The sequence below is a fragment of the Streptomyces sp. Da 82-17 genome (genome assembly GCF_046098215.1).
In the GTDB taxonomy this organism is placed as follows: domain Bacteria; phylum Actinomycetota; class Actinomycetes; order Streptomycetales; family Streptomycetaceae; genus Streptomyces.
In genome coordinates, this window is sequence record NZ_JBJURH010000002.1 from 289,115 (window position 1) to 312,191 (window position 23,077).

Below are 23,077 nucleotides of genomic sequence, written 5' to 3' on the forward strand. Positions count from 1 at the left end.
TGTCACCGAGGCAGGAGCCGGGGCGAGGCTGTCCGCGGGCGTTGCCGGGACGGGCTCAGGAGAAGCATGGCCTTCCAACGGCACCGGCGGGACTGAAGCGGCCGTTTGCGGTGCCGGGGGCGAGGTCGGCGATTGCGGTGCTGGGGTCGGCGTACTGGGGGACGGGGGGCAAGGGGCGGATGCGTACCGTTGTGAGCAGGGCGAGGGAGAGGGCGAAGAGCACGCCTGCGGTGGCGAACGCGGCGGCCGAGCTTCCCAGGGCGACGGCCATGCCGCCGAGCGGCCCCGCGGTGACGAGGCCGACGCGGGCCGCGACGCCGCGCATGCCCTGTACGCGGGCGAGTTGGCCGGGCGCGGTGAGGCGTGGCGGCAGCGCGCCCACGGCGGGCAGGAACAGCGCGTCCATGGCGCCGAAGACGAGCGCGGCCAGGGCGAGCAGCCACATGCCGGGCTCGGCGAGGAACAGCAGCGCGGCGACGGCGAGGATCACCAGGCAGCGCACCGTGTCTGTGGCGATGACGACGCGGCGGGGCCCGAACCGGTCGGCGACGACTCCCCCGCCGAGCATCAGCACCGCGCGCGGCACGGCGCCCAGCGCGAGAACGAGTCCGGCCTGCCCGGGGCTTCCGGTGCGGGCGGCGGCCCAGGAGAGGGCGACGAAGTAGACCGCGTCGCCGACCATCGACGCGGTGTAGGCCAGGAGCCAGCGCCAGACGTTGCCGTCGCGGTGAGCCGGGCGGTCCGCAGCGGGCGGCGCTGGCGGGTGCACACCGGGCGAGGCTTGCGTCATGGCGTTCACGGCCGGAAGGGGAAGCCGTAGAAGTGCAGCGCGACGTGTTCGCGCCCTTCACGATCGCCCGCTTCCTCGGCGGCGATGGCGCGGTCCTTGTGGCGCTGGACGAGGGCGTGCAGTTCGGTGCTGAGCTGCCGCAGTTCCTCCACGGTCATACGGGTGAAGACCTCGGAACTGAACGCGGCCGCCCGCCAGTCAGGGCTCCAGGCGGACCGAGCGTCGATGAAGTCGCGGTACAGCTCGCCGCGTTGCTCCAGGGAGAGGCGGGACAGCGCACTGTGCGCCACGACGTCCTCCGGGGCCTCGCTGAAGTCCACGTCACGGGTGCGCACGCCGTCCGACGCGGTCCGCCACCAGCGCTCGCGTCCGTCGCCTCCTGGGGAGTCGGCGTCTTCGATCAGGCCGTGCTCGGCGAGCTTGCGCAGGTGGTAACTGACCAGCGACACGGCCTCGTCGACGGTTGCGGCGAGCTGGGACGCGGTGGCGGTCTCTGCGACGTACAGCGCACGGTAGAGCTTCATGCGCAGGGGATGGCCGAGGGCCTTGAGGGTGGCGATGTCCTCGATGTCGCGTGGCGCGCCCTTGGAGCGCCGGCGGGCCTCTCGGGTGGCGGCTCGTCGCAGCTCGACGCTCGCGGGCGCCCTCTCACCGGCATCGGCCTGTTCACCGCTGCCGTCCAACTCCTCGCCGCCAATGCCCGTTTGCTCAGCGACCGGGCGACCTGCCTCCGCTCGGCGCTCAGCGCCCCTGCTCTTCCTCGCCATGTCTCCGACCGTAGATGCAAAAGAAATGTTGCGCAATTAATTTTGCACAATCTCGTCGCGACTCTGCCAAGCTGCCTGTCATGACGACTACTTCAGGACAGTGGACCGTGGCCGTGCTCGGGCCGGGTGGAGTCGGAGGGCTTTGTGCCGGGCTGTTGGCGCGGGCGGGGCATCGGGTGATCTGCCTGGCGCGGGAGGAGACCGTCGGTGTGCTCGCCGAGCGGGGGCTGACGGTGCGCAGCGGGACGTTCGGGGACTTCACCGCGCGTGTGGCGGCGGACACCGAACTGCGGGAGCCCGTGGACGCGTTGATCGTGGCGCCGAAGGAGACGGGTCTGCGGGCCGCGCTGGAACGGGTGCCGCGGGCGGCGCTCGGCGAGGGCCTGGTCGTGCCGCTCCTGAACGGGTTCGAGCATGTCGACGTGTTGCGGGAGCGCTACCCGGCCGGGCAGGTGGTGCCGGGGACGATCCGGGTCGAGTCGACGCGGGTGGCGCCCGGTGTGATCGAGCACGGCGGGCTCAACGCCCGGATCGAGCTGGCGAGTTCGACCGCTCCGCCCGCGCGCGTGCAGGCGTTCGCGGAGGTGCTGCGCGGGGCCGGCCAGCAGGTGGACGTGGTGCCGGACGAGACGGTGATGCTGTGGGGCAAGCTGTCGTTCCTGCTGCCGATGGCACTTCTGTCGACGCGGTACGGGGTGCCGGTCGGCGAGGTGCGTACGGCGCACCGGGACCGGATGCTGGCCGTGATCGGGGAGTTCGCGGAGGTGGCCGAGGCGCAGGGCGCGCCCCTCGACGTACCGGCGCTGTTGAAGTTCATCGACGCGGTACCGGAGGCGACGCGTTCGTCGATGCAGCGGGACGCCGAGGCGGGCCGGCCGGTCGAAGTGGACGCGATCGGCGGGGCGTTGCTGCGGGCGGCGGACCGGCACGGGGTGGCGGCACCGGAGACGGCGGCGCTGGTCGCGGAGGTGGAGAGGCTGAGCGCCCCGCGCTAGCCCTCGCCCCGCACCACGCTCGCCGGTCCCCCGCCCTCGCCCCGCAGCACGCCCCGTCCCTCGCCCCGCGCCGGCCCCGGCCCCTCACTGCACTCGGGAGCCCCGAGAACCCCTGGAGCCCCGCCCCTTGCCGCCGACCGGAGGCTCCGCCGGCGCGCCAGGGGCGGGGAGGTCCGCGCGGCGCAGCTCGCGGGAGAGGAACCCGACGATCGCGCCGCTCGCGCTGATCGCCCCGCCGAGGAGGAACATCGGCCCCACCCCGAACGCGCCCGCCCCCGCGCCGAACAGCGGGAAGGCGAGCGGGGCGATGCCCACGTGGGTGAGGGCGTTCACCGCGGCGACCCGGCCCTGGAACGCGGCCGTGGTGTGGGTCTGGATCAGGGCGCCTGCGAGCCCGCCGCACACCCCGCTGAGCAGCCCCGCGCCGAGGGCGACCGCGACGGCGCCGGGGACGGTCGGCAGCACGCCGATGGCACCGATGGCCGCGGAGGCCACGACGAGCAGGACGTTCTGCGCGAAGCCCGCGTGCCGGGCCCGGCCGCGCACCGTCAGGGCGAGCCCGCTCACCCCGGCGCCGACGGCGAACGCGGCCATGATCCAGCCGACGCCCGCCGCGTCCCAGCCCCGCTCGGCGGCCAGCAGCACGGCACCGACCTGCAGCGGCGGCACGATGCCGAGCTGGCTGAGCGCGCCGGACAGGACGAGGGGGCCGACGATCGGATGGCGCCGGATGTACGCCAGCCCGTCGGTCAAGTCCCGCCAGGGCGTGGTCGGCCGGGCCTGCGCCTCGTCCGGCGGCAGCGGCCCGACGCGTACGAAGAACAGCAGCACGAGGGAGAGGACGAAGAGGGCGCCCGCGATCGCGAAGGCCGCCGCGCTCTGCCCGTACGCCATCGCGAACCCGGCGAGCGGCGGGCCCGCGGTGTGCCCGGCGCGGGTGACGAGCATGCGCAGGCCCTGGACGCGTACGTACTGGTCGGGCCCGGTGAGGCGGGGTGCGAGCGCGCCGACGGCGGGCATGAACAGCGCGTCGACGACGCCGAAGGCGAGGGCGACCACGACGAGCAGCCAGAGCCCCGGCCGCGCGAACCACAGCGCCGCGGCGACGCCGACGATCATCAGGGCGCGGGCCGCGTCCGAGCCGATGACGACCCGGCGCGGGTCGAACCGGTCGGCGACCACTCCCCCGACCAGCATCAGCACCGCCCGCGGCACCGCGCCGACGGCCATCACGAACCCGACCTGCGCGGGCCCGCCGACCTGCGCGGCGGCCCAGCCGAGCGCCATGAAGTAGACGCTGTCCCCCATCACGGACAGCGCGTACGCGACGAGCCAGCGCAGCACGTGCGGATCGCGATGGGCAGGCGGAGACTTCCGGAGAGCGGGGTCGCTTGCGGTCACAGAGCCGGATGATCCGCCCGACTCCCGTACGACGCAAGCGATTTCTACGCCCCGGAGCCGGACCTCCAGTCGAATCCGGGCCGCTCCCGGGCCCGGATCCCGACCCCTCCCCGACCAGGCCCCGGGCCGCCCCCAGCCCTCGGGGACGAGGTGCCGGCGAACCCGGTCAGCGGGCCGCACACCCTGACGGAGGAGAACGCGTCCAAGGACGTCACCGTCCACCTCAGCAGCAAGCGCGACTTGCGGGTCCGTGCCGACCAGCCCGGCGAGACGCTGCTCGTGCACTCCGCCGCCGGCGGGGTCGGCTCCGCCGCCGTCCAGCGCGGCAAGGCCGCCGGAGCGAAGGTCATCGGCGTCGTCCGCGGGCTGGACCGACCTGCCGTGACTACCGAATCGGGTGCCCCGCCGACCGGAGCGTGTCCTTCACCTCGCCGATCCGCAGGTCGCCGAAGTGGAAGACCGAGGCCGCGAGGACCGCGTCCGCGCCGGCGGAGACCGCGGGCGGGAAGTGGTCGAGGCGGCCCGCGCCGCCGGAGGCGATGACGGGGACGGTGACGTGCTTGCGTACGGCCTCGATCATCTCGATGTCGTAGCCGTCCTTGGTGCCGTCCGCGTCCATGGAGTTGAGCAGGATCTCGCCCGCGCCCAACTCGGCGGCCCGGTGGGCCCATTCGACGGCGTCGATGCCGGCGGAGCGGCGGCCGCCGTGGGTCGTCACCTCGAAGGAGCCGGACTCGGTGCGGCGGGCGTCGACCGACAGGACCAGGACCTGGCGGCCGAAGCGCTCGGCGATCTCCCGGATCAGCTCGGGGCGGGCGATCGCGGCCGTGTTGACGCCGACCTTGTCCGCGCCCGCGCGCAGCAGCTTGTCGACGTCTTCGGCCGTGCGGACGCCGCCGCCGACCGTGAGCGGGATGAAGACCTGCTCGGCGGTGCGGCGGACCACGTCGTACGTCGTCTCGCGGTTGCCGGAGGACGCGGTGATGTCCAGGAACGTCAACTCGTCGGCGCCCTCGGCGTCGTACACCTTGGCCATCTCGACGGGGTCGCCCGCGTCGCGCAGGTTCTGGAAGTTGACGCCCTTGACGACCCGGCCGTTGTCCACGTCCAGGCAGGGGATGACTCGGACCGCCAGGGTCATGACTGATCGGGCTCCTCGTACGGGTCCCGGGCGCCGCCCAGGAAAGCTTCTAGTTCCACTTCGACCAGGATGCGCGGGTCGACGAAGCCGGTGACGACGGCCATGGTCGTCACCGGGCGCACGGAGCCGAAGAACTCCTGGTGCGCCCGGCCTACTTCGTCGACGTCCCGCGCATGGGTCAGAAAGAGGCGGGTGCGGATGACGGACTCGGCGCCGATGCCGAACTCCCCGATCGCGTCGAGGGCGTTGGCGATGGCGACGCGGGTCTGCTCGTACGGGTCGCCCTCGCCGTAAAGCACCATCCCTTTGAAGGAGGTGGTGCCGCCGACGACGACCCGGTCGCCCGCCGCTACGGCGCGTGCGAAACCGAAGGCCTCTTCCCAGGGGCTGCCGCTCTGCACGCGTCGTACGTCGCTCATGACGACACGGCCTCCAGGGCCTCTTCCAGGGTGAACGCCTTGGCGTAGAGGGCCTTGCCGACGATCGAGCCCTCGACGCCGAGCGGGACCAGCTCGGCGATGGCGCGCAGGTCGTCCAGGGACGAGACACCACCCGACGCGACGACCGGGCGGTCCGTGGCCGCGCAGACGTTGCGCAGCAGCTCCAGGTTGGGGCCCTGCAGCGTGCCGTCCTTGGCGATGTCCGTCACCACGTACCGCGCGCAGCCCTCGGCGTTGAGGCGCTCCAGGGTCTCGTAGAGGTCGCCGCCGTCGCGGGTCCAGCCGCGGCCGCGCAGGGTCGTGCCGCGGACGTCGAGGCCGACGGCGATCTTGTCGCCGTGCTCGGCGATGACCTTGGCGACCCAGTCGGGGGTCTCCAGGGCGGCGGTGCCGAGGTTGACGCGGGTGCAGCCGGTGGCGAGGGCGGCGGCGAGCGTGTCGTCGTCGCGGATGCCGCCGGACAGCTCGACCTTGATGTCCATGGCCGCGGTGACCTCGGCGATCAGGGCGCGGTTGTCGCCGGTGCCGAACGCGGCGTCCAGGTCGACCAGGTGCAGCCACTCGGCGCCGGAGTTCTGCCAGGCCAGGGCGGCTTCGAGGGGCGAGCCGTACGAGGTCTCGGTGCCGGACTCGCCGTGCACGAGGCGGACGGCCTGGCCGTCGCGGACGTCGACGGCGGGCAGGAGTTCAAGCTTCGGGGCCATTTAAAGGGTTCCGATCCAGTTCTTCAGCAGCTGCGCTCCGGCGTCGCCGGACTTCTCGGGGTGGAACTGCGTCGCCCACAGGGCGCCGTTCTCGACGGCGGCCACGAACTTCTCGCCGTGCGTGGCCCAGGTGACGTGCGGGGCGCGCATCGCCGGGTTGGTGACCTCGAGGGTCCAGTCGTGCACGGCGTACGAGTGCACGAAGTAGTAGCGCTCGTCCGGGGAGAGGCCGGCGAACAGCTCGGAGCCCTCGGGGGCCTCGACGGTGTTCCAGCCCATGTGCGGGACGACGTCGGCCTTGAGCGGGCCGACCGTGCCGGGCCACTCGTCCAGGCCCTCGGCCTCGACGCCGTGCTCGATGCCCCGCTCGAAGAGGATCTGCATGCCGACGCAGATGCCCATCACGGGCCGCCCGCCGGACAGCCGCCGGTCCACGACCCAGTGGCCGCGGGCCTCCTTGAGCCCCTGCATGCAGGCGGAGAAGGCGCCGACGCCGGGGACGAGGAGTCCGTCGGCGTTCATGGCCTTGTCGAAGTCGCGGGTGATCTCGACGTCGGCGCCGACGCGGGCGAGGGCGCGCTCGGCGGAGCGGACGTTGCCGAAGCCGTAGTCGAAGACGACAACTTTCTTGTCAGTCATGTCAGTTCCAGTAGTCGAGCCGCAGGACGCCCGCGACCAGGCACATGGCCGCGCCGATCGAGAGGAGCGTGACGAGGCTCTTGCCCATGCCCTGCTTGACGAACGAGATGACGCCGCCGAGCAGGAAGAGGCCGACGACGATGAGGACGGTCGAGAGGCCGTTCATGGCTAGAGGGCGCCCTTCGTGGACGGGAGGATGCCGGCGGCCCGCGGGTCCCGCTCGGAGGCGTACCGCAAGGCCCGCGCGAGGGCCTTGAACTGGCACTCCACGATGTGGTGGGCGTTGCGGCCGTAGGGCACGTGGATGTGCATGGCGATCTGCGCCTGGGCGACGAAGGACTCGAAGATGTGCCGGGTCATCGTCGTGTCGTACTCGCCGATCATCGGCGCCATGTTCTCCGGCTCGGTGTGCACCAGGTACGGGCGGCCCGAGAGGTCGACGGTCACCTGCGCGAGGGACTCGTCGAGCGGGACCGTGCAGTTGCCGAAGCGGTAGATGCCGACCTTGTCGCCGAGGGCCTGCTTGAAGGCGGCGCCCAGGGCGAGGGCGGTGTCCTCGATGGTGTGGTGGCTGTCGATGTGCAGGTCGCCCTCGGTCTTCACGGTGAGGTCGAACAGACCGTGCCGGCCGAGCTGGTCGAGCATGTGGTCGTAGAAGCCGACCCCGGTCGACACGTCGACCTTGCCGGTGCCGTCGAGGTCGATCTCGACGAGGACGGAGGTCTCCTTGGTGGTGCGCTCCACGCGCCCGACGCGACTCATGCGCTCTGCTCCTGCTCCTTCTTGAGTTCGCGAACCGCATCGAGGAACGCGTCATTCTCTTCCGGGGTTCCGGCGGTGACCCGCAGCCAGCCGGGGACGCCGTTGTCCCGGACCAGGACGCCGCGGTCCAGGATCTTCTGCCAGGCGTCGTGGGCGCCGCCCTCGCCCTCGAAGCGGCCGAACTGCACGAAGTTCGCGTCGGACGCGGTCACTTCGTACCCCATCGCCCACAGCTCGCGGACGATCCGGTCCCGCTCGTGCTTGAGCTGGTCCACGTACCCGAGGAGGGTGTCGGTGTGCTCCAGGGCGGCGAGCGCGGTGGCCTGGGTGACGGCCGACAGGTGGTAGGGCAGGCGCACCAGCTGCACCGCGTCCACCACCGCCGGGTCGGCCGCGAGGTAGCCGAGGCGCAGACCGGCCGCGCCGAAGGCCTTGGACATCGTGCGGGAGACGACGAGATTCGGCCGTCCTTCGAGCAGCGGAAGGAGCGAGGCGCCGTGACTGAACTCGACGTACGCCTCGTCCACCACGACCAGGGACGGCTTGGCCGCCTGCGCCGCGTCGTAGAGGGCGAGGACGGTCTCGGCCGGGACCGCGGTGCCCGTGGGGTTGTTGGGCGAGGTGATGAAGACGACGTCGGGGCGGTTCTCGGCGATGGCCTTCTCGGCGAGCTCCGTGTTGATCGTGAAGTCGTCGTTGCGGGGGCCGGAGATCCAGCCGGTGCCGGTACCGCGGGAGATCAGCGAGTGCATCGAGTACGAGGGCTCGAAGCCGATCGCCGTACGGCCCGGGCCGCCGAAGGTCTGCAGGAGCTGCTGCAGGACTTCGTTGGAGCCGTTGGCCGCCCAGACGTTGGCCTGCGACACCTCGTACCCGCCCGTGTCCGTGAGGTACCGGGCCAGGGCCGTGCGCAGCTCGACCGCGTCCCGGTCCGGGTAGCGGTTGAGGCCGCGGGCCGCCTCGCGCACCCGCTCGGCGATCCGCTCGACCAGCGGCTCGGGCAGCGGGTACGGGTTCTCGTTGGTGTTCAGGCGGACCGGGACGTCCAACTGGGGCGCGCCGTAAGGGGACTTGCCGCGCAGCTCGTCGCGGATGGGGAGGTCGTCGATCCTGGTCACTGGGCTTCCGACACCTTCCCCTTGCTCTCCGGCACCTTCCAGTCGAACCTCGCCTTGATCGCGGCGCCGTGCGCCGGCAGGTCCTCGGCCTCGGCGAGGGTCACCACGTGGTGGGCGACGTCGGCGAGGGCGTCCCGCGAGTAGTCCACGATGTGGATGCCGCGCAGGAAGGACTGGACGGACAGGCCGGACGAGTGGCAGGCGCAACCGCCCGTGGGCAGCACGTGGTTGGAGCCCGCGCAGTAGTCGCCGAGGGAGACCGGGGCGTACGCACCGACGAAGATCGCGCCGGCGTTCTGCACGCGCCCGGCCACGGCGGCGGCGTCGGCGGTCTGGATCTCCAGGTGCTCCGCGCCGTACGCGTCGACCACGCGGAGGCCCTCCTCCAGGCCGTCGACCAGGACGATCGCGGACTGCTCGCCGCGCAGGGCGGGCAGGATCCGGTCCTCGACGTGCTTGGTCGCGGCGACCTGCGGCTCCAGCTCGCGCTCGACCGCGTCGGCAAGGGCGACGGAGTCGGTGACGAGGACGGCGGCGGCCATCGGGTCGTGCTCGGCCTGGCTGATCAGGTCGGACGCGACGTGCGCCGGGTCGGCCGTGTCGTCGGCGAGGACCGCGATCTCGGTCGGGCCCGCCTCGGTGTCGATACCGATGCGGCCCGTGAAGTAGCGCTTGGCGGCGGCCACCCAGATGTTGCCGGGGCCGGTGACCATGTTGGCGGGCGGGCAGGACTCGGTGCCGTACGCGAACATCGCGACGGCCTGGGCGCCGCCCGCCGCGTACACCTCGTCGACGCCGAGGAGGGCGCAGGCGGCGAGGATCGTGGGGTGCGGCAGGCCGCCGAACTCCTTCTGCGGCGGCGACGCGAGGGCGATGGACGCGACGCCCGCCTCCTGCGCCGGGACCGCGTTCATGATCACGGACGAGGGGTAGACGGAGCGTCCGCCCGGGGCGTAGAGCCCGACGCGCTCGACCGGCACCCACTTCTCGGTCACCGTGCCGCCGGGCACGACCTGCGTGGTGTGCGGGGCGCGGCGCTGCTCGCGGTGGACGGCGCGGGCCCGCTTGATCGACTCCTCGAGCGCGGCCCGTACGTCCGCGTCGAGCTCCGCGAGTGCCCTGGTCAGGGCCTCGGCGGGGACGCGGACCTGCTGGAGGGCGACACCGTCGAACCTCTCCGCGTACTCGATCAGCGCCGCGTCGCCACGATGATGCACGTCCTCGCAGATCGGACGCACCTTGTCCAGGGCGGCCGCGACGTCGAACTCGGCACGGGGCAGCAGGTCGCGCAGGGCTCCACCCTCGGGGAGGGCGTCACCGCGCAGATCGATTCGGGAGATCACGGAACCAATTCTCTCAGACGGCCGTCGGCGGCCGTCGCCCGTATCAATGGCTGATACGAGCCCCTCTTCTGCGGCGAGACGGAATTGAGGGCTCCCGCGAAGATCGGCTTCACGGCTAGCGTTCACGTCATCACTCAGCGGGCATGACCTGCTGTACGGCGCGGTCCGCGCGGGGCGGTCGGCGCCGAGGGGGACATTCGGGGCGTCACGGGGAGGAACCGCAGCAGTGGTCGACGGGCAGCACGCAGACATGCCGGACGGCCTGACCGCGGCCGAGATCGGCATGTGGCAGGCCTTCCAGAACGGCAGCAGGTACGACCTCACCACCGGTGACCAGGAGGTGGACGACCCGCACGGCGGCCATCCCTGGGGGCCGGAGCGCAGCGTGCGGGCGCGGGTGATCTGCCTGCTGATGCTGGACGGCCCGCCCGCGCTGCCCGGCCGGGTCTCGTCGATCAAGCTGACCGGGGTGCAGATCACCGGGAAGCTGGACGTCGCGGGCGGCACGGTGGAGCCGTACGTGGAGATGAAGGGCTGCCGGTTCGAGAAGGAGATCGTGCTGCCGGAGAGCCGGTTCTCCACGCTGCGCCTGGTGGACTGCTCGATACCGCGGTTCGAGGGCGCGCGGCTGCACACCGAGGGCGATCTGCATCTGCCGCGCTGCCATGTGCACCGCGGCATCCGGCTCACCGACGCCCAGATCGGCACCGACCTGCTCCTCAACCAGGCCGTGGTGCACCGCGACCGGCGGGGCCGCACCCTCACCGGGGACGGGCTGACGGTCGGCCAGGACTTCCAGGCCGAACTGATGGAGTCGCACGGCGAGATGAGCCTGCGCGGCGCCCAGATCGGGGTGTCCCTGAGCCTGCGCGGCAGCCGGCTGCTCAACCCGTACGGCAGCAAGGCGCTGAACGCCCCGCAGCTGACCGTGGAGCGCACGCTGTACATGACGCCCGCCGCGGCCTCGAACCCGCCGCTGACCGGGGGGTCGACGCCGGCGCGCGGGGTGCGGGTGCAGAAGTTCGAGTGCCAGGGCGGGATCCGCCTGGACGACGGGCGGTTCGGGGACGCGGTCGACTTCGAGCAGGCCCGGTTCGACATGCAGAGCGAGCAGGAGCTGTCGCTGCGCCGCATCCAGGCGCCGGAGCTCCGCTTCCTGGGCGAGAAGCCGCAGCGCGGCAGCGTCGTGCTGTCCGGCGCGAAGATCGTCAACCTGGTCGACAAGTCGACGAGTTGGCCCGGCCCCGGCCAGCTGCGCGTCGGCGGTTTCACGTACGAGAACCTGGTCCCGCGCGGCAGCTTCCCGCTGGCCCGGCGCCTGGAGTGGGTACTGTCGGCGACGCCGGAGTACAGCCCGGAGCCGTACGAGAAGCTGGCGACGGTGCTGCGCAACAGCGGCGAGGACGCCGACGCCCGGGAGGTCCTGCTCGCCAAGCAGCGCCGCCGCCGCGAAACCCTCCCGCTCGCGGGCAAGCTCTGGGGGTACGCGCAGGACTGGACGGTGGCGTACGGCTACCGCCCGGGCCGGGCCGCGGTGTGGATGGCGGTGCTGTGGGCGCTCGGCGCGGTCGCGTTCGCGCAGTACGACCCGCCGCGCATCAAGGACGGCGAGGGCCCGGAGTGGAACCCGTCCCTGTACGCGCTCGACCTGCTCGTCCCGGTGATCAACCTGGGCCAGGACGGGCACTGGCGCGTGGAGGGCAACTGGCAGTGGGCGGCCGCGGCGCTGGTCCTGCTCGGCTGGATCCTGGCGACGACGGTCGCGGCGGGGGCTTCGCGGCTGCTGCGGCGGGGGTGAGGCGGGGCGGCACGCGCTGAGCGCGGGCGGCACGCGCCGAGTACCGGGCGCCACGCGCTGAGTGCCGGGCGCCACGCGTCGGGTGCGGAGCCGCCCGCGTACCGCCCCCGCGCCCGGCGCGCACCGCCCCGCGCCCAAACCGTTACCCGCCGCCGCACAACCCTCCGCGCCGCCGGGCCGTCATCCCTCCGCAAGTGCGATGTGCGAGGAGGGCCCGACGTCATGGCTCTGTTCCGTGCCGTGGTCCGTACGGCCCGGATGGTGCGGCACGCGCCGCGGCTCGGGGTGGGTCTGCCCGCCGACGACGCGGTGCTCCTCGACGCGCCCGACGACCGCCTCGCCCCCGCGCTGCTCGCCGCCGGACACGGGGAGTTCGAGCCGGCCGCCAAGCTGCTCGCGGGCACGCGCGAGGCCGCCGAGTGGGAGAACCGGGACCGGTACCTGCTGCGCCTCGCGACGTTCGCGCAGGCCCGCGGCGACTGGTTCGAGGCCTGGCAGTCCGCCGCACCGCACGACCCGGACGCCCTGCTCGTCAAGGCCGAGCTCGCGGTCCGGCACGCCTGGGAGTCGCCGGCCCGTGCCGAGCTGCTGCGCGAGACGGCGCCGCTGATCAACGCCGCGGCGGAGGCCGGCCCGCGCGACCCGGTGCCGTGGCGCATCGCCCTCGACCACGCGCGCGGCTGCGGCTCCTCGCGTACCGCCTTCAACGCGCTGTGGGCCGAGGCGGTGCGCCGCTCCCCGCACCACTACGGCTGCCACGCGGCGGCGCTGCAGTACCTCTCGGCGTCCTGGTACGGCTCGCACCGCGAGTGCCTGGACTTCGCCGAGCGGGCGGCGGCCGACGCGCTGCCGGGCTCCCTCGTGCGGGCCCTGCCGGCGCGGGGCGCGTTCGCGTACCTGCTCGGGCCGGGCCGCTCCTCGGTGCCCGCCGGCCGGCTGCACGCGGCGGCGGACTGCGCAATCGAGCTGTCCACGGCGTACGAGGCGGGCGACCCGTACCCGGCGGAGGTCCGCAACCTGCTCGCGTACGTCCTGGTCCGGCTGGAGCGGTGGGACGACGCCCTGGAGCAGATGCGGCTCATCGGGCCGCACGCGACGTCCTTCCCCTGGGACCGGGTCGCGGACGATCCGCTCGGCCAGTTCCTCGAACTCCGCGACGGCGTACGCCTGGAGGTGGCCGCCGCGACCCCGCTGCGGGTGCGAGCGGGGCGGACCCGCTCCGGGCGACGGTGAGGGGCCATTAGGCTAGTCCGTCGTGACCACCGTCCGGCTTCCGCTCTTTCCGCTGAACACCGTGCTGTTCCCGGGACTCGTGCTGCCTCTGAACGTCTTCGAGGAGCGCTACCGCGCGATGATGCGCGACCTCCTCAAGGCCGCGCCCGACGACTCCGACGAGCCGCGCAGGTTCGCCGTCGTCGCCATCCGCGACGGCCACGAGGTCGCGCCCGCCGAGCCCGGCATGCCCGACGCGACGGCGGTGCCGGAACGCGGCGCCGCCGCCGGGTTCGGGCCCGACCCGCTGAAGTCGTTCCACAAGATCGGCTGCATCGCCGACGCCGCGACCGTACGGGAGCGCGCCGACGGCAGCTTCGAGGTCCTCGCCACCGGCACGACCCGGGTCCGGCTGCACTCCGTGGACGCCACCGGCCCTTATCTGACCGCCGAGTTGGAGGAGCTGGAGGAGGACCCGGGCGACGAGGCGGGGGCGCTCGCCGAGGGCGTCCTCCGGGCCTTCCGCAACTACCAGAAGCGGCTCGCGGGCGCCCGTGAGCGCTCCCTGTCGACGGGCGCCGACCTTCCGGACGAGCCCTCGGTGGTGTCGTACCTGGTGGCGGCGGCTGCCGTCCTGGACACCCCGACCAAGCAGCGGCTGCTGCAGGCCCCGGACACCGCGTCCCGGCTGCGCGACGAGCTGAAACTCCTTCGCGCGGAGACCGCGGTGATCCGTAACCTGCCGTCGCTGCCCGCCGTCGACCTGACGCGCGGGCCGACGAGCATGAACTGACCGCGCAGCGCACAGGCGAGGGCCCGATGGCGAAGAAGTCCAAGAGCAAGAAACAGCAGTCCGGCGGCACTCCGGCGACGGTCGCCCTCACCGACGCGGGCGTCCCGTTCACGGTGCACGCCTACGAGCACGACCCGTCCCACCCGTCGTACGGCGAGGAGGCGGCCGAGGCGATGGGCGTCTCCCCCGACCGCGTCTTCAAAACCCTGGTCGCCGACGTGGACGGGGCGCTCACGGTCGCCGTGGTACCGGTCGCGGGCACGCTCGACCTGAAGGCGCTGGCCGCGGCGGTCGGCGGCAAGCGCGCCGCGATGGCGGACCCAGCGGCCGCGGAGCGCACCACGGGGTACGTCCGCGGCGGCATCTCCCCCCTCGGCCAGCGCAAACGCCTCCCGACGGTCCTGGACGACTCGGCCTCCGCCCACCCCACCATCTGCATCTCGGCCGGCCGCCGCGGCCTGGAGGTCGAACTCTCCCCGAAGGACCTGACCAAACTGACGGGGGCAGTGCTGGCCCCGATCGGACGGGGGTAGCGGGGGGGCGTCGGGTCGGTCGTACGGGGGTGCTGTGCCGGGGGGCGGATTTGTACGGGGCCCGTGCCTGCGGGGGTCTGTGCCTGCTCGGGTCTGTGCTTGCCCGGGTCTGAGTCCAGGTCCTCGCCGCGGGTCCCCCGCCAGGCCTCAGGGGCCCCTCTCCTGTTACCGCCACCGCTCGCAGTGCGTGGAGGCAGTCGAAGGCGGAGGGCAAGACCTCCGGTCCGCGTGCCCCCGTCGCAGCTCGGGCTACCGGCCCAGGCCCGCCCCTCGCCTCCCTCATGGCTCGGGGAGGTGCAGCCGACGCTCGGTCCAGGTCAGGCCCCGGGGCCGTCCTTGCGCAGGCCGGGGTTCGGCGAGTTCGGGTGCGGGTGGGGGTACGCCTCCGGCGGCCAGGCGGCGTGCAGGGCGTACTCCGGGTCGCGGGGGCCGAAGAGGGCCGTGAGGCCGAGGTGGGCGGCGAGGGCGGCGATCGGCCAGGCGAGCAGGGCGCCGAGCGCGTTCAGCTTCAGCGGCGCGTCGAAGGCGACCCCCGGTCCGACCTCCTTGGCGCGGGCCACCACGTCGTCGCCGGGGCCGAACAGCAGCCCGAGCCGCCAGGCCACGACCGAGGCGAGCAGACCGCCGAGCGCGAGCCCGACCACCAGCGGGATCCCGCCGCGCCTGCGCCACAGGAACACCGCGATGCCGCTGACCAGGCCGAAGCCCAGCGCGAGCAGGATGAACGTGCCGTCCGCGCCGATCGCCTGCTCGCCCTCGATCTCCTTGAGGAACACGGCCTTCTCGTCGGCGACCAGCGGAACGCGCGGCGCCAGCTTCTCCCACAGCAGGCCGAGCAGCGCACCGGAGACGGTGAGCACCACCGCGACCACCGCCGCCTGGATCAGCTCGGCCGGCAGCCCGGGCCCGTCGTCACCGGGCGCGGGGGCCACGGCGTACGAGGGCGGGGCCGCCCAGGAGTCGTCGGCGGACGGCTGGTGGGAAGGTGTGTGCGGTGCGGTCACCCTGCCATCGTGCCAGGCGTGCGGGAACCGGCGCGGGCCGGGACCTCCGATCAGCGGTCACCGCTCCGCCGCGGCGCTGCGCCTCAGCGGACGGCGGCCCTGCGGTACGCCCACGTCGCGAGGGCGAGCGAGACGACCCCGACGCCCGCGCACACCGCGAGGTCGAGTCCTACGGCCGCCCAGTCCGGGTGCGCGTCGAAGGTCCGCGCGAACGCCTCGACGCCGTACGTCGACGGCAGCAGGTCACGCGCGTACTGCAGCAGCAGCGGCATCCGCTCGGCCGGGAGCACGCCGAGGAGCAGCGCCGCCGACATGCCCAACTGACCGAGCAGCGTGGCCAGTTCGGGCCGCGGTGCGAGCAGTCCGAGGGCCGCGCCGAGCCCGGAGAGCGCCGCGCCTGCGAGCGGGATCACGGCCACGAGCACCCAGACGTGCGTCAGTGGAAGCCCGAAGAGCAGGCTGCCGACGACGGCGGTGACGAGCGTGCCGGGCACGGTGAACGAGGCGTACGCACCGGCCGCGCCCAGCACCACCGCGGCGGGCGGCACGGGCAGTGTCGCGTAGTGGTCGAGGCCGCCCTGGGCGCGCAGCTGGCCGAAGTACTGGGCGAGCAGGTTGAGCGCGACGAACGCGACGACCAGGACCGACGACCCGGCGACGACGGCCCGCGCCTCGGTGCCGCCGTCGACGACGCCGCGCATCAGGACCATGATCCCGACGGACTGGAAGGTCGCGACGAAGAGCAGCGGGATGCGGGCGACCCGCGCCCGGGACAGCTGGGCCCGGTACACGGCGCCGAGCGCGGGCAGCAGCCGCGCGGCGGGCGCGAGCGGCGCCTCGGCCCCGGCCGCCGCGTCCGGGGCGCGCCCGGCCCCGACCGCCGTGCCCGTCTCGTACACCGTCACGCCTTCACCAAACCCTTCGTACGCCCGCCGAGCGCGAGGTACACGTCCTCCAGGCTCGGCGTGGCCAACGTGAAATCGTCGAGCGCCGCGAAGGCCTCGCCGCCGGTGACCGCGGCGACCGCGGCGCGGGCCTCGTCGGGGGCGAGCCGCAGGGTCCAGCGTCGGCCGGTCTCCTCGGCGGCGGCGCGCAGGGCGGCGACCTCGGGGACGTCGAGCGGGGCGCTCTCGCGCCAGACGAGGTCGAGCCTGACCTCGCCGGCGACGGCGCTCTTCAGACCTGCGGGGGTGTCGCAGGCGATGACGCGGCCCTGTTCGAGGACGGCGACCCGGTCGAGGACGGTCTCCGCCTCGATGACGTTGTGCGTGACGAGCAGCACGGTCGTGCCGTGCTCGGCCCGGCGCCGGTCGACGGCCGCCCATACGGCCCGGCGGGCCACGGGGTCCATGCCGGTGGTCGGTTCGTCGAGGACGAGCAGCGGCCGTTCGCCGACGAGGGCGGCGGCGAAGCAGGCGAGGCGCCGCTGGCCGCCGGAGAGCTTCTTCAGGGGGCGCCCGGCGAGCGGTGCGAGGCCCAGCTCGTCGAGCACGGCGTCGCGTTCGGCGCGGGCGGCGCGCACGTCGAGGCCGCGCAGCCGCCCGGTGGTCTCGGCGGCGAGGGCGACGGTCAGCTCGTCGAGGGCGGTGGACTCCTGCCCGAGGTACGCGAGCAGCCGCGCGGCCCGCTCGGGGTGCCGCACGATGTCGTGCCCGAGGATCCGCACGCTCCCGGAGTCGGGCCGCATCAGCCCGGTGAGCTGTCGTACGAGGGTGGACTTGCCCGCGCCGTTGGGGCCGAGGAGGCCGAAGATCTCGCCGCGGCGGACGGTGAGCGAGACGGCGTCGGTGGCGCGCACGGCGGGCGTGCCGGGCGCACCGCGGCGCCCGCGCGCGGCGGGATACGTCTTGACCAGCTCACGGGTCGCGCACACGGTCTCGTCGCCGTGTGCACCGTCGTTCGGGTGGCCGGTCCGCGTACTCACGAGGGACGAGACTACGGGACGACAGGACGAGCCGGACCACGTGCCCCGAAGGGGCGCGGGGAACTGCGCGAGCAACCCCGACGGCGCAGCAGCCGAAAGACCGGCCCAAGGGGCAGCCGCCAAGGGGCGCGGGGAACTGCGCGCCCAGCCACGACGGCGCAGCAGCCGAAAGAACCAGCCCAACGGGCAGCCGCCAAGGGGCGCGGGGAACTGCGCGATCAGCCACGACGGCGCGGCAGCCGAACGACAGCGCTGAGGGGCAGGGGGCTGAGGGGGACGCGCAGCGACCCCCTACTCCCCCGACGGCGCAGGCGCAGCCACATGCACGTCGACCTCACGCCAGAACCCGGCCCGAATCGCGTACCGGTCGTGCTCGTCGATCTGGTCGTCCTTGTGCGCGAGGAGCCCGAACCGGGCGGCGTAGCGCAGGAGTTCGCCGTCGATGCGGTGCGGGATGCGCGGGTACATGCCGGACAGCTTGCCGACCTCGCCCGGCTCGGGCAGCCGGGCCATCCAGCGGCGGGCGAAGACCTGGCCCACCTCGAACGGGTCGCCGCCGACGGTCGTGATGTCCTCCTCGCGGTCCGCCCAGCGCTGCTCGGCGGTGGTGAGCTGGGCGAGCGTGGGCAGCGCGGCGATCTCGGGAGGTTCGCCGGGGCCGCCGGACCGGTCGATCCAGCCCTTGTCGGAGGACCAGCGCAGGGTGGCGCCGGTGTGGTCCTTGCCGGCGTGCGCGCCCGGCGCGTGCAGCGCGGCGAGGTCCTTGGGCGTGGGCACCCCGGGTTTGGCGGGGCTGCGCTCGGGCCCGGCGTGCTCGGTCGTACGGGCGGCGGGGGCGCCGTTCTGCGGCGCGGGCTCCTCCTGCGCGCGCTCGGCGGCCGCGGCAAGGGCGGACTCGGGCAGCGGCGCGGAGAGGATTGCGGCGATCTCGGGCCGGGGCGCGGGCTGGGGTGCGCAGACGCCGGTGATCTCCTTGGCGCGTACGGCCTGGGTGATCCAGGCGCGGTCGAGGACGCGGCGCTCGTCGGCCTCGGCGACCAGGTCCTCGGACTGGTTGTAGTCCCCGTCGGCGGCCTGTACGGCCCAGAGGTGGACGGCGACTCCGTGCTCCTTGGCGGACATCAGGCCGGGCAGCAGGTCGCCGTCGCCGGTGACCAGGACGATGTCGGAGCAGGCGCGGTTGCGGGCGAGTTCGGTGAGCTCGGCGTGCATCGCGGCGTCCACGCCCTTCTGCGCCCAGCGGCCGTCGCTGCGGGTCAGGGCGCCGAGCCGGACGGTGACGCGGGGCATCACGCGGAGCCTGCGGTGCTCGGGCTGCGGTACGCGGTCGGGGGCGCCGTCGAACCAGTAGATCCGCAGCAGAGGCTGGTCGGTCTCGGTCTCGGCGCGTTCGCGGAGGGCCTGGATGAGCGCGGGGTGGTCGACGGTGATCCGTGACCGTGAGGGTTCCTTGGCGAGAAGACTCGCGGCGGCACCGAGCAGATATCCGGCGTCCACCAGGACGACGCAGCGGTCCACGCTTTCCACCCTCTTTCCCTTGTGGCTCCCGACTGCGGGAATCGGGGGCGGGTTCGGTTCGGGTTGTCTTTCGAGTCTGCCCGAACGCGGGGGGCTTGACGTCCCGAACTCGATCTTCGGCGTGGCGTTCCGGGAAGTCGGCAGCGCGGTCTCCCCGATTCCGTTGCCCCGTACGAAAGTTACGCACCGTAATGCTCTGAAATGCGCGCGATGTCGCCGTGTGTGAATCTGGATCCGGCCCTGGCCCCTAGATCCCCCGCAGGAGGCAGATCACCATGGCCAAGAACAAGAATCGCCAGCAGCAGGCCCAGCAGAACCGTGGCCGGGAAGCGGCTACGGAGCGTAGTGCCGAGCAGCAGGCGCAGTCCGCCGTGTCGAGCGAAGCGCCGAGCCCTTCCAACCTGGCCGAGCGCAGCAAGAAGGCAGGCAAGAAGTTCGGCCACAACTGACATTGGCCGCATCGCCCGGCACAGTGCCGAAGGGCGCGCCCCCGCAAGGGGCGCGCCCTTCGCGCGTGGTCGTGGCGGTGTCTAGCCGGCCAGGCACTGCGGGCCGAGCAGCACCTTCAGGTCGCCGAAGAGCGCCGGGTCGGGCTGCACGCGGTGCCGGTCGAGCCGGAGCACCGTGGTCTTGCGGGCGCCGACCAGCTTGATGCGGACCTCGGAGTTGCCCTTGTGGTGGCTGAGCACCTCGCCGAGGCGGCTGACCATGGGCGGGGTGACCTTGACCGTCGGGATGGTGATCAGGACCGGGGCGTTGGTGCCGGCGTTGGACAGGTCGGGGACCTGCATCTCCATGGCGACCAGACGCGGCACGTCCTCCCGCTTGTCGAGGCGGCCCTTGACGAACACCACGGCGTCCTCGACGAGTTGGGTCGACACCAGCTGGTACGTCGCCGGGAAGAACATGCACTCGATGGAGCCCGCGAGGTCCTCGACGGTGGCGATCGCCCAGGCGTTGCCCTGCTTGGTCATCTTCCGCTGGAGGCCGGAGATGATGCCGCCGATGGTGACGACCGAGCCGTCCGAGAAGTCGCCGCCGGTGAGCTGCCCGATGCCCGCGTCCGCCTTGTCGGACAGGACGTGCTCCAGGCCGAACAGCGGGTGGTCCGAGACGTAGAGGCCGAGCATCTCCCGCTCCTGGGCGAGGAGATACGTCTTGTCCCACTCGTCCTCGGAGAACTCGACGTCGAGCCCGAAGCCCGGCTCGTCGCCGCCGGACTCGTCGCCCATGCCGCCGAAGAGGTCGAACTGCCCCTCGGCCTCCTTGCGCTTGACGGCCACGACGTTGTCGATCATCGGCTCGTACTGCGCGGTGAGGCCCTTGCGGGTGTGGCCCATGGTGTCGAAGGCGCCGGCCTTGATCAGCGACTCGGTGGTGCGCTTGTTGCAGGCGGTGGCCTCGACCTTGTCGAGGTAGTCGGGGAAGGAGGTGAACTTCCCCTTGGCCTTGCGGGAGCGGATGATCGACTCGACCACGTTCGTGCCGACGTTCCGCACGGCCTCCAGGCCGAAGAGGATCACGTCGTCGCCCTGGGCCGCGAAGTTGTGCACCGACTCGTTGACGTTCGGCGGGAGCACCTTGATGCCCATGCGGCGGCACTCGTTGAGGTAGACGGCCGACTTGTCCTTGTCGTCCTTCACCGAGGTGAGCAGCGCCGCCATGTACTCGGCGGGGTGGTTCGCCTTGAGGTACGCCGTCCAGTAGGTGACCAGGCCGTACGCGGACGAGTGGGCCTTGTTGAACGCGTATCCGGCGAAGGGGACCAGGACGTCCCACAGGGCCTGGATGGCCTCGTCGGAGAAGCCCTTCTTGCGGGCGCCCGCCTGGAAGAGGACGAAGTTCTTCTCCAGCTCCTCGGGCTTCTTCTTGCCCATCACGCGGCGCAGCACGTCGGCCTCGCCGAGCGAGTAGCCCGCGATGATCTGGGCGGCCTTCTGCACCTGCTCCTGGTACACGATCAGGCCGTAGGTGAGACCCAGGGTCTCCTTCAGGGGCTCTTCGAGCTCCGGGTGGATCGGGGTGATCTCCTGGCGGCCGTTCTTCCGCTCCGCGTAGTTGATGTGCGAGTTCATGCCCATCGGGCCCGGGCGGTACAGGGCCGAGACGGCGGAAATGTCCTCGAAGTTGTCGGGCTGCATCTGGCGCAGCAGCGAACGCATCGGGCCGCCGTCGAACTGGAAGACGCCGAGGGTGTCACCGCGGCAGAGGAGTTCGAAGGTCTTCGGGTCGTCCAGCGGGAGGTTGAGCATCTCCAGGTCGATGCCCTTGTTGGCCCGCACCATCTTGACGGCGTCGTCCATGATGGTGAGGTTGCGCAGGCCCAGGAAGTCCATCTTGAGCAGGCCGAGCGACTCGCACTGCGGGTAGTCCCACTGCGTGATCGTCACGCCGTCGGTGTGCCGGGTCCACAGCGGGGCGTGGTCGACGATGGGCTCGCTGGACATGATCACGCCGGCCGCGTGCACGCCCATCTGCCGGACCAGGCCCTCCACACCCTTCGCGGTGTCGATGACCTTCTTCACGTCCGGCTCGTTCTCGTACATCCCCCGGATCTCGCCCGCCTCGCTGTAGCGCGGGTGCTTGGGGTCGGTGATGCCGGCGAGGTCGATGCCCTTGCCGAGGACGTCGGCGGGCATGGCCTTGGTGAGGCGGTCGCCCATCGCGTACGGGTAGCCGAGGACGCGGGCGGAGTCCTTGATGGCGTTCTTCGCCTTGATCTTGCCGTACGTGCCGATCATGGCGACCTTGTCGGAGCCGTACTTCTCCGTCACGTACCTGATCACCTCGACGCGCCTGCGCTCGTCGAAGTCGATGTCGACATCGGGCATGGAGATGCGCTCGGGGTTGAGGAAGCGCTCGAAGATCAGGCCGTGCGTGATCGGGTCGAGGTCGGTGATGCCCATCGCGTACGCCACGATCGAGCCGGCCGCGGAGCCTCGGCCGGGGCCGACCGCGATGCCCTGGCTCTTGGCCCACATGATGAAGTCGGCGACCACCAGGAAGTATCCCGGGAAGCCCATCGAGATGATCGTGTCCATCTCGTACTCGGCCTGCTTCTGGCGGTCCTCGGGGACGCCGTCCGGGTACCTGCGGGCCATGCCGCGGCGGACTTCCTCCTGGAACCAGGTGACCTCGGTGAAGCCCTCCGGGATGTCGAACTTCGGCATGAGGTCGCGCTTCTCGAACATGCCGGTGGTGTCGATCTGCTCGGCCACCAGGAGCGTGTTGCGGCAGCCCTCCTGCCAGGCGTCCGACGAGTCGATCGCGTACATCTCGTCGGTCGTCTTCAGGTAGTAGCCCGTGCCGTCGAAGCGGAAGCGGTCCGGGTCGGAGAGGTTCTTGCCGGTCTGGATGCACAGCAGGGCGTCGTGGGCCGACGACTCGTGCGCGTACGTGTAGTGCGAGTCGTTGGTGACGAGCGGCGGGATGCCGAGCTTCTTGCCGATCTCCAACAGGCCGTCGCGGACCCGGCGCTCGATCTCGATGCCGTGGTCCATCAGCTCCAGGAAGTACCGGTCCTTGCCGAAGATGTCCTGGTACTCGGAGGCGGCCTTGAGCGCCTCGTCGAACTGGCCGAGGCGCAGCCGGGTCTGGAGCTCGCCGGAGGGGCAGCCGGTGGAGGCGATCAGGCCCTCCGACCACTGGGCGATGGTCTCCTTGTCCATCCGCGGCCACTTCTGCAGCCAGCCCTCGGCGTACGCGTCCGAGCTGAGCTTGAAGAGGTTGTGCAGCCCCGTGTTGTTCGCCGCCCAGATCGTCTTGTGGGTGTAACCACCCGAACCGGAGACGTCGTCCCGCTTCTGGTGCGGCTGGCCCCACTGGATCTTCCGCTTGTTGCGCCGGGACTCCGGGGCGACATAGGCCTCGATGCCGATGATCGGGGTGACCCCGGCCTTCTTCGCGGAGTGGAAGAAGTCGTACGCCCCGTGGAGGTTGCCGTGGTCCGTCATCGCGACATGGGTCATGCCCATCTCGTTGCAGGCTTCGAACATGTCCTTCAGCCGCGCCGCACCGTCGAGCAGCGAGTACTGGGTGTGGACGTGCAGGTGCGTGAAGGGCGGCCTGGACGAGGCGGTCACGGTGGAAGACCTCCGGAAGAACTCGGGAACCAGCGGCGCGAAGCGCCACGATCAGGGGTGGTGGCCGGGAGACGGGCGGGCGACTGTGGGGGACAGCGCTGAAGTCTACGTCC

At 72.3% G+C, this 23,077-nt stretch carries 21 protein-coding genes and 1 pseudogene; 6 read left to right on the forward strand and 16 right to left on the reverse strand.

What is annotated here, in order from left to right; all coding sequences use genetic code 11:
- Nucleotides 1-112: 112 nt before the first annotated feature.
- Nucleotides 113-790, reverse strand: a pseudogene (locus ACIDOF_RS04260) (MFS transporter); the annotation flags it as partial.
- 5 nt (nt 791-795) lie between these two features.
- Complete coding sequence (locus ACIDOF_RS04265) at nt 796-1,416, reverse strand: ArsR/SmtB family transcription factor (protein WP_409004489.1); 621 nt, start codon at nt 1,414-1,416, stop codon at nt 796-798.
- Between the two features lie 221 nt (nt 1,417-1,637).
- Here ACIDOF_RS04265 and ACIDOF_RS04270 point away from each other — a divergent pair, with 221 nt between their 5' ends.
- Entirely contained in the window at nt 1,638-2,552 is a 915-nt protein-coding gene (locus tag ACIDOF_RS04270; RefSeq protein ID WP_409004276.1) for a ketopantoate reductase family protein, read from the forward strand.
- Between the two features lie 84 nt (nt 2,553-2,636).
- On the opposite strand, the gene ACIDOF_RS04275 is transcribed toward ACIDOF_RS04270, so the two are convergent.
- From ACIDOF_RS04275 to hisD, 9 genes are all read right to left on the reverse strand, one after another.
- The gene (locus tag ACIDOF_RS04275) at nt 2,637-3,896 is read right to left on the reverse strand and encodes an MFS transporter (protein WP_409004277.1); all 1,260 of its coding nucleotides are present in this window, start codon (nt 3,894-3,896) and stop codon (nt 2,637-2,639) included.
- A 442-nt stretch (nt 3,897-4,338) separates the two neighbouring features.
- The gene (hisF, locus tag ACIDOF_RS04280) at nt 4,339-5,094 is read right to left on the reverse strand and encodes an imidazole glycerol phosphate synthase subunit HisF (RefSeq protein ID WP_409004278.1); all 756 of its coding nucleotides are present in this window, start codon (nt 5,092-5,094) and stop codon (nt 4,339-4,341) included.
- The gene (locus ACIDOF_RS04285; protein WP_282540927.1) at nt 5,091-5,513 is read right to left on the reverse strand and encodes a RidA family protein; all 423 of its coding nucleotides are present in this window, start codon (nt 5,511-5,513) and stop codon (nt 5,091-5,093) included. Before ACIDOF_RS04285 ends, hisF begins: the two co-directional genes overlap by 4 nt.
- A complete protein-coding gene (gene priA, locus ACIDOF_RS04290; RefSeq protein ID WP_409004279.1) occupies nt 5,510-6,238 on the reverse strand; it encodes a bifunctional 1-(5-phosphoribosyl)-5-((5-phosphoribosylamino)methylideneamino)imidazole-4-carboxamide isomerase/phosphoribosylanthranilate isomerase PriA in 729 nt (242 codons plus the stop codon). Before priA ends, ACIDOF_RS04285 begins: the two co-directional genes overlap by 4 nt.
- Nucleotides 6,239-6,877 carry an imidazole glycerol phosphate synthase subunit HisH gene (gene hisH / locus ACIDOF_RS04295; protein WP_409004280.1) on the reverse strand — a complete coding sequence of 213 codons (639 nt, stop codon included), beginning with the start codon at nt 6,875-6,877 and terminating at the stop codon, nt 6,239-6,241. It abuts the gene before it with no gap.
- A gap of 1 nt (nt 6,878) precedes the next feature.
- The gene (locus tag ACIDOF_RS04300; RefSeq protein ID WP_409004281.1) at nt 6,879-7,043 is read right to left on the reverse strand and encodes a hypothetical protein; all 165 of its coding nucleotides are present in this window, start codon (nt 7,041-7,043) and stop codon (nt 6,879-6,881) included.
- Between the two features lie 2 nt (nt 7,044-7,045).
- A complete protein-coding gene (gene hisB, locus ACIDOF_RS04305; protein WP_282516216.1) occupies nt 7,046-7,639 on the reverse strand; it encodes an imidazoleglycerol-phosphate dehydratase HisB in 594 nt (197 codons plus the stop codon).
- A complete protein-coding gene (locus ACIDOF_RS04310) occupies nt 7,636-8,757 on the reverse strand; it encodes a histidinol-phosphate transaminase (protein WP_409004282.1) in 1,122 nt (373 codons plus the stop codon). Before ACIDOF_RS04310 ends, hisB begins: the two co-directional genes overlap by 4 nt.
- Nucleotides 8,754-10,100 (reverse strand): histidinol dehydrogenase, encoded by a 1,347-nt coding sequence (hisD, locus tag ACIDOF_RS04315; RefSeq protein ID WP_409004283.1) that lies wholly within the window; start codon nt 10,098-10,100, stop codon nt 8,754-8,756. Before hisD ends, ACIDOF_RS04310 begins: the two co-directional genes overlap by 4 nt.
- A gap of 250 nt (nt 10,101-10,350) precedes the next feature.
- Here hisD and ACIDOF_RS04320 point away from each other — a divergent pair, with 250 nt between their 5' ends.
- The 4 genes from ACIDOF_RS04320 (at nt 10,351) to ybaK (ending at nt 14,436) form a co-directional block, all read left to right on the forward strand.
- On the forward strand, nt 10,351-11,898 hold the full coding sequence (locus ACIDOF_RS04320) for an oxidoreductase (protein ID WP_409004490.1): 1,548 nt from the start codon (nt 10,351-10,353) through the stop codon (nt 11,896-11,898).
- A 222-nt stretch (nt 11,899-12,120) separates the two neighbouring features.
- Nucleotides 12,121-13,131 (forward strand): hypothetical protein, encoded by a 1,011-nt coding sequence (locus ACIDOF_RS04325; protein ID WP_409004284.1) that lies wholly within the window; start codon nt 12,121-12,123, stop codon nt 13,129-13,131.
- Nucleotides 13,132-13,153: 22 nt separating this feature from the next.
- Entirely contained in the window at nt 13,154-13,903 is a 750-nt protein-coding gene (locus ACIDOF_RS04330) for an LON peptidase substrate-binding domain-containing protein (RefSeq protein WP_409004285.1), read from the forward strand.
- 26 nt (nt 13,904-13,929) lie between these two features.
- A complete protein-coding gene (ybaK, locus tag ACIDOF_RS04335) occupies nt 13,930-14,436 on the forward strand; it encodes a Cys-tRNA(Pro) deacylase (protein ID WP_409004286.1) in 507 nt (168 codons plus the stop codon).
- A 317-nt stretch (nt 14,437-14,753) separates the two neighbouring features.
- On the opposite strand, the gene ACIDOF_RS04340 is transcribed toward ybaK, so the two are convergent.
- The 4 genes from ACIDOF_RS04340 to ACIDOF_RS04355 form a co-directional block, all read right to left on the reverse strand.
- A complete protein-coding gene (locus ACIDOF_RS04340) occupies nt 14,754-15,440 on the reverse strand; it encodes a hypothetical protein (protein ID WP_409004287.1) in 687 nt (228 codons plus the stop codon).
- An 83-nt stretch (nt 15,441-15,523) separates the two neighbouring features.
- Complete coding sequence (locus tag ACIDOF_RS04345; protein WP_409004491.1) at nt 15,524-16,339, reverse strand: ABC transporter permease; 816 nt, start codon at nt 16,337-16,339, stop codon at nt 15,524-15,526.
- Between the two features lie 2 nt (nt 16,340-16,341).
- Nucleotides 16,342-17,313 (reverse strand): ABC transporter ATP-binding protein, encoded by a 972-nt coding sequence (locus ACIDOF_RS04350; protein ID WP_409004492.1) that lies wholly within the window; start codon nt 17,311-17,313, stop codon nt 16,342-16,344.
- A 342-nt stretch (nt 17,314-17,655) separates the two neighbouring features.
- Nucleotides 17,656-18,882 (reverse strand): NYN domain-containing protein, encoded by a 1,227-nt coding sequence (locus tag ACIDOF_RS04355; RefSeq protein WP_409004493.1) that lies wholly within the window; start codon nt 18,880-18,882, stop codon nt 17,656-17,658.
- Nucleotides 18,883-19,157: 275 nt separating this feature from the next.
- On the opposite strand from ACIDOF_RS04355, the gene ACIDOF_RS04360 reads away from it, so the two are divergent.
- Nucleotides 19,158-19,331 (forward strand): hypothetical protein, encoded by a 174-nt coding sequence (locus ACIDOF_RS04360; protein WP_409004288.1) that lies wholly within the window; start codon nt 19,158-19,160, stop codon nt 19,329-19,331.
- A gap of 81 nt (nt 19,332-19,412) precedes the next feature.
- Here the strand turns inward: ACIDOF_RS04360 and dnaE are convergent, their stop codons facing one another.
- Nucleotides 19,413-22,964, reverse strand: coding sequence for a DNA polymerase III subunit alpha (gene dnaE, locus ACIDOF_RS04365; RefSeq protein WP_409004289.1), 3,552 nt, complete (start codon nt 22,962-22,964; stop codon nt 19,413-19,415).
- Nucleotides 22,965-23,077 lie beyond the last annotated feature (113 nt).

Coding starts and splice junctions, on each gene's coding strand:
- ACIDOF_RS04300 (WP_409004281.1), bottom strand. CDS start 7,043: ATGAACGGCCTCTCGACCGTCCTCATCGTCGTCGGCCTCTTCCTGCTC.
- ACIDOF_RS04360 (WP_409004288.1), top strand. CDS start 19,158: ATGGCCAAGAACAAGAATCGCCAGCAGCAGGCCCAGCAGAACCGTGGC.
- priA (WP_409004279.1), bottom strand. CDS start 6,238: ATGGCCCCGAAGCTTGAACTCCTGCCCGCCGTCGACGTCCGCGACGGC.
- hisB (WP_282516216.1), bottom strand. CDS start 7,639: ATGAGTCGCGTCGGGCGCGTGGAGCGCACCACCAAGGAGACCTCCGTC.
- ACIDOF_RS04285 (WP_282540927.1), bottom strand. CDS start 5,513: ATGAGCGACGTACGACGCGTGCAGAGCGGCAGCCCCTGGGAAGAGGCC.
- hisH (WP_409004280.1), bottom strand. CDS start 6,877: ATGACTGACAAGAAAGTTGTCGTCTTCGACTACGGCTTCGGCAACGTC.
- ACIDOF_RS04325 (WP_409004284.1), top strand. CDS start 12,121: ATGGCTCTGTTCCGTGCCGTGGTCCGTACGGCCCGGATGGTGCGGCAC.
- ybaK (WP_409004286.1), top strand. CDS start 13,930: ATGGCGAAGAAGTCCAAGAGCAAGAAACAGCAGTCCGGCGGCACTCCG.
- hisF (WP_409004278.1), bottom strand. CDS start 5,094: ATGACCCTGGCGGTCCGAGTCATCCCCTGCCTGGACGTGGACAACGGC.
- ACIDOF_RS04270 (WP_409004276.1), top strand. CDS start 1,638: ATGACGACTACTTCAGGACAGTGGACCGTGGCCGTGCTCGGGCCGGGT.
- ACIDOF_RS04320 (WP_409004490.1), top strand. CDS start 10,351: ATGCCGGACGGCCTGACCGCGGCCGAGATCGGCATGTGGCAGGCCTTC.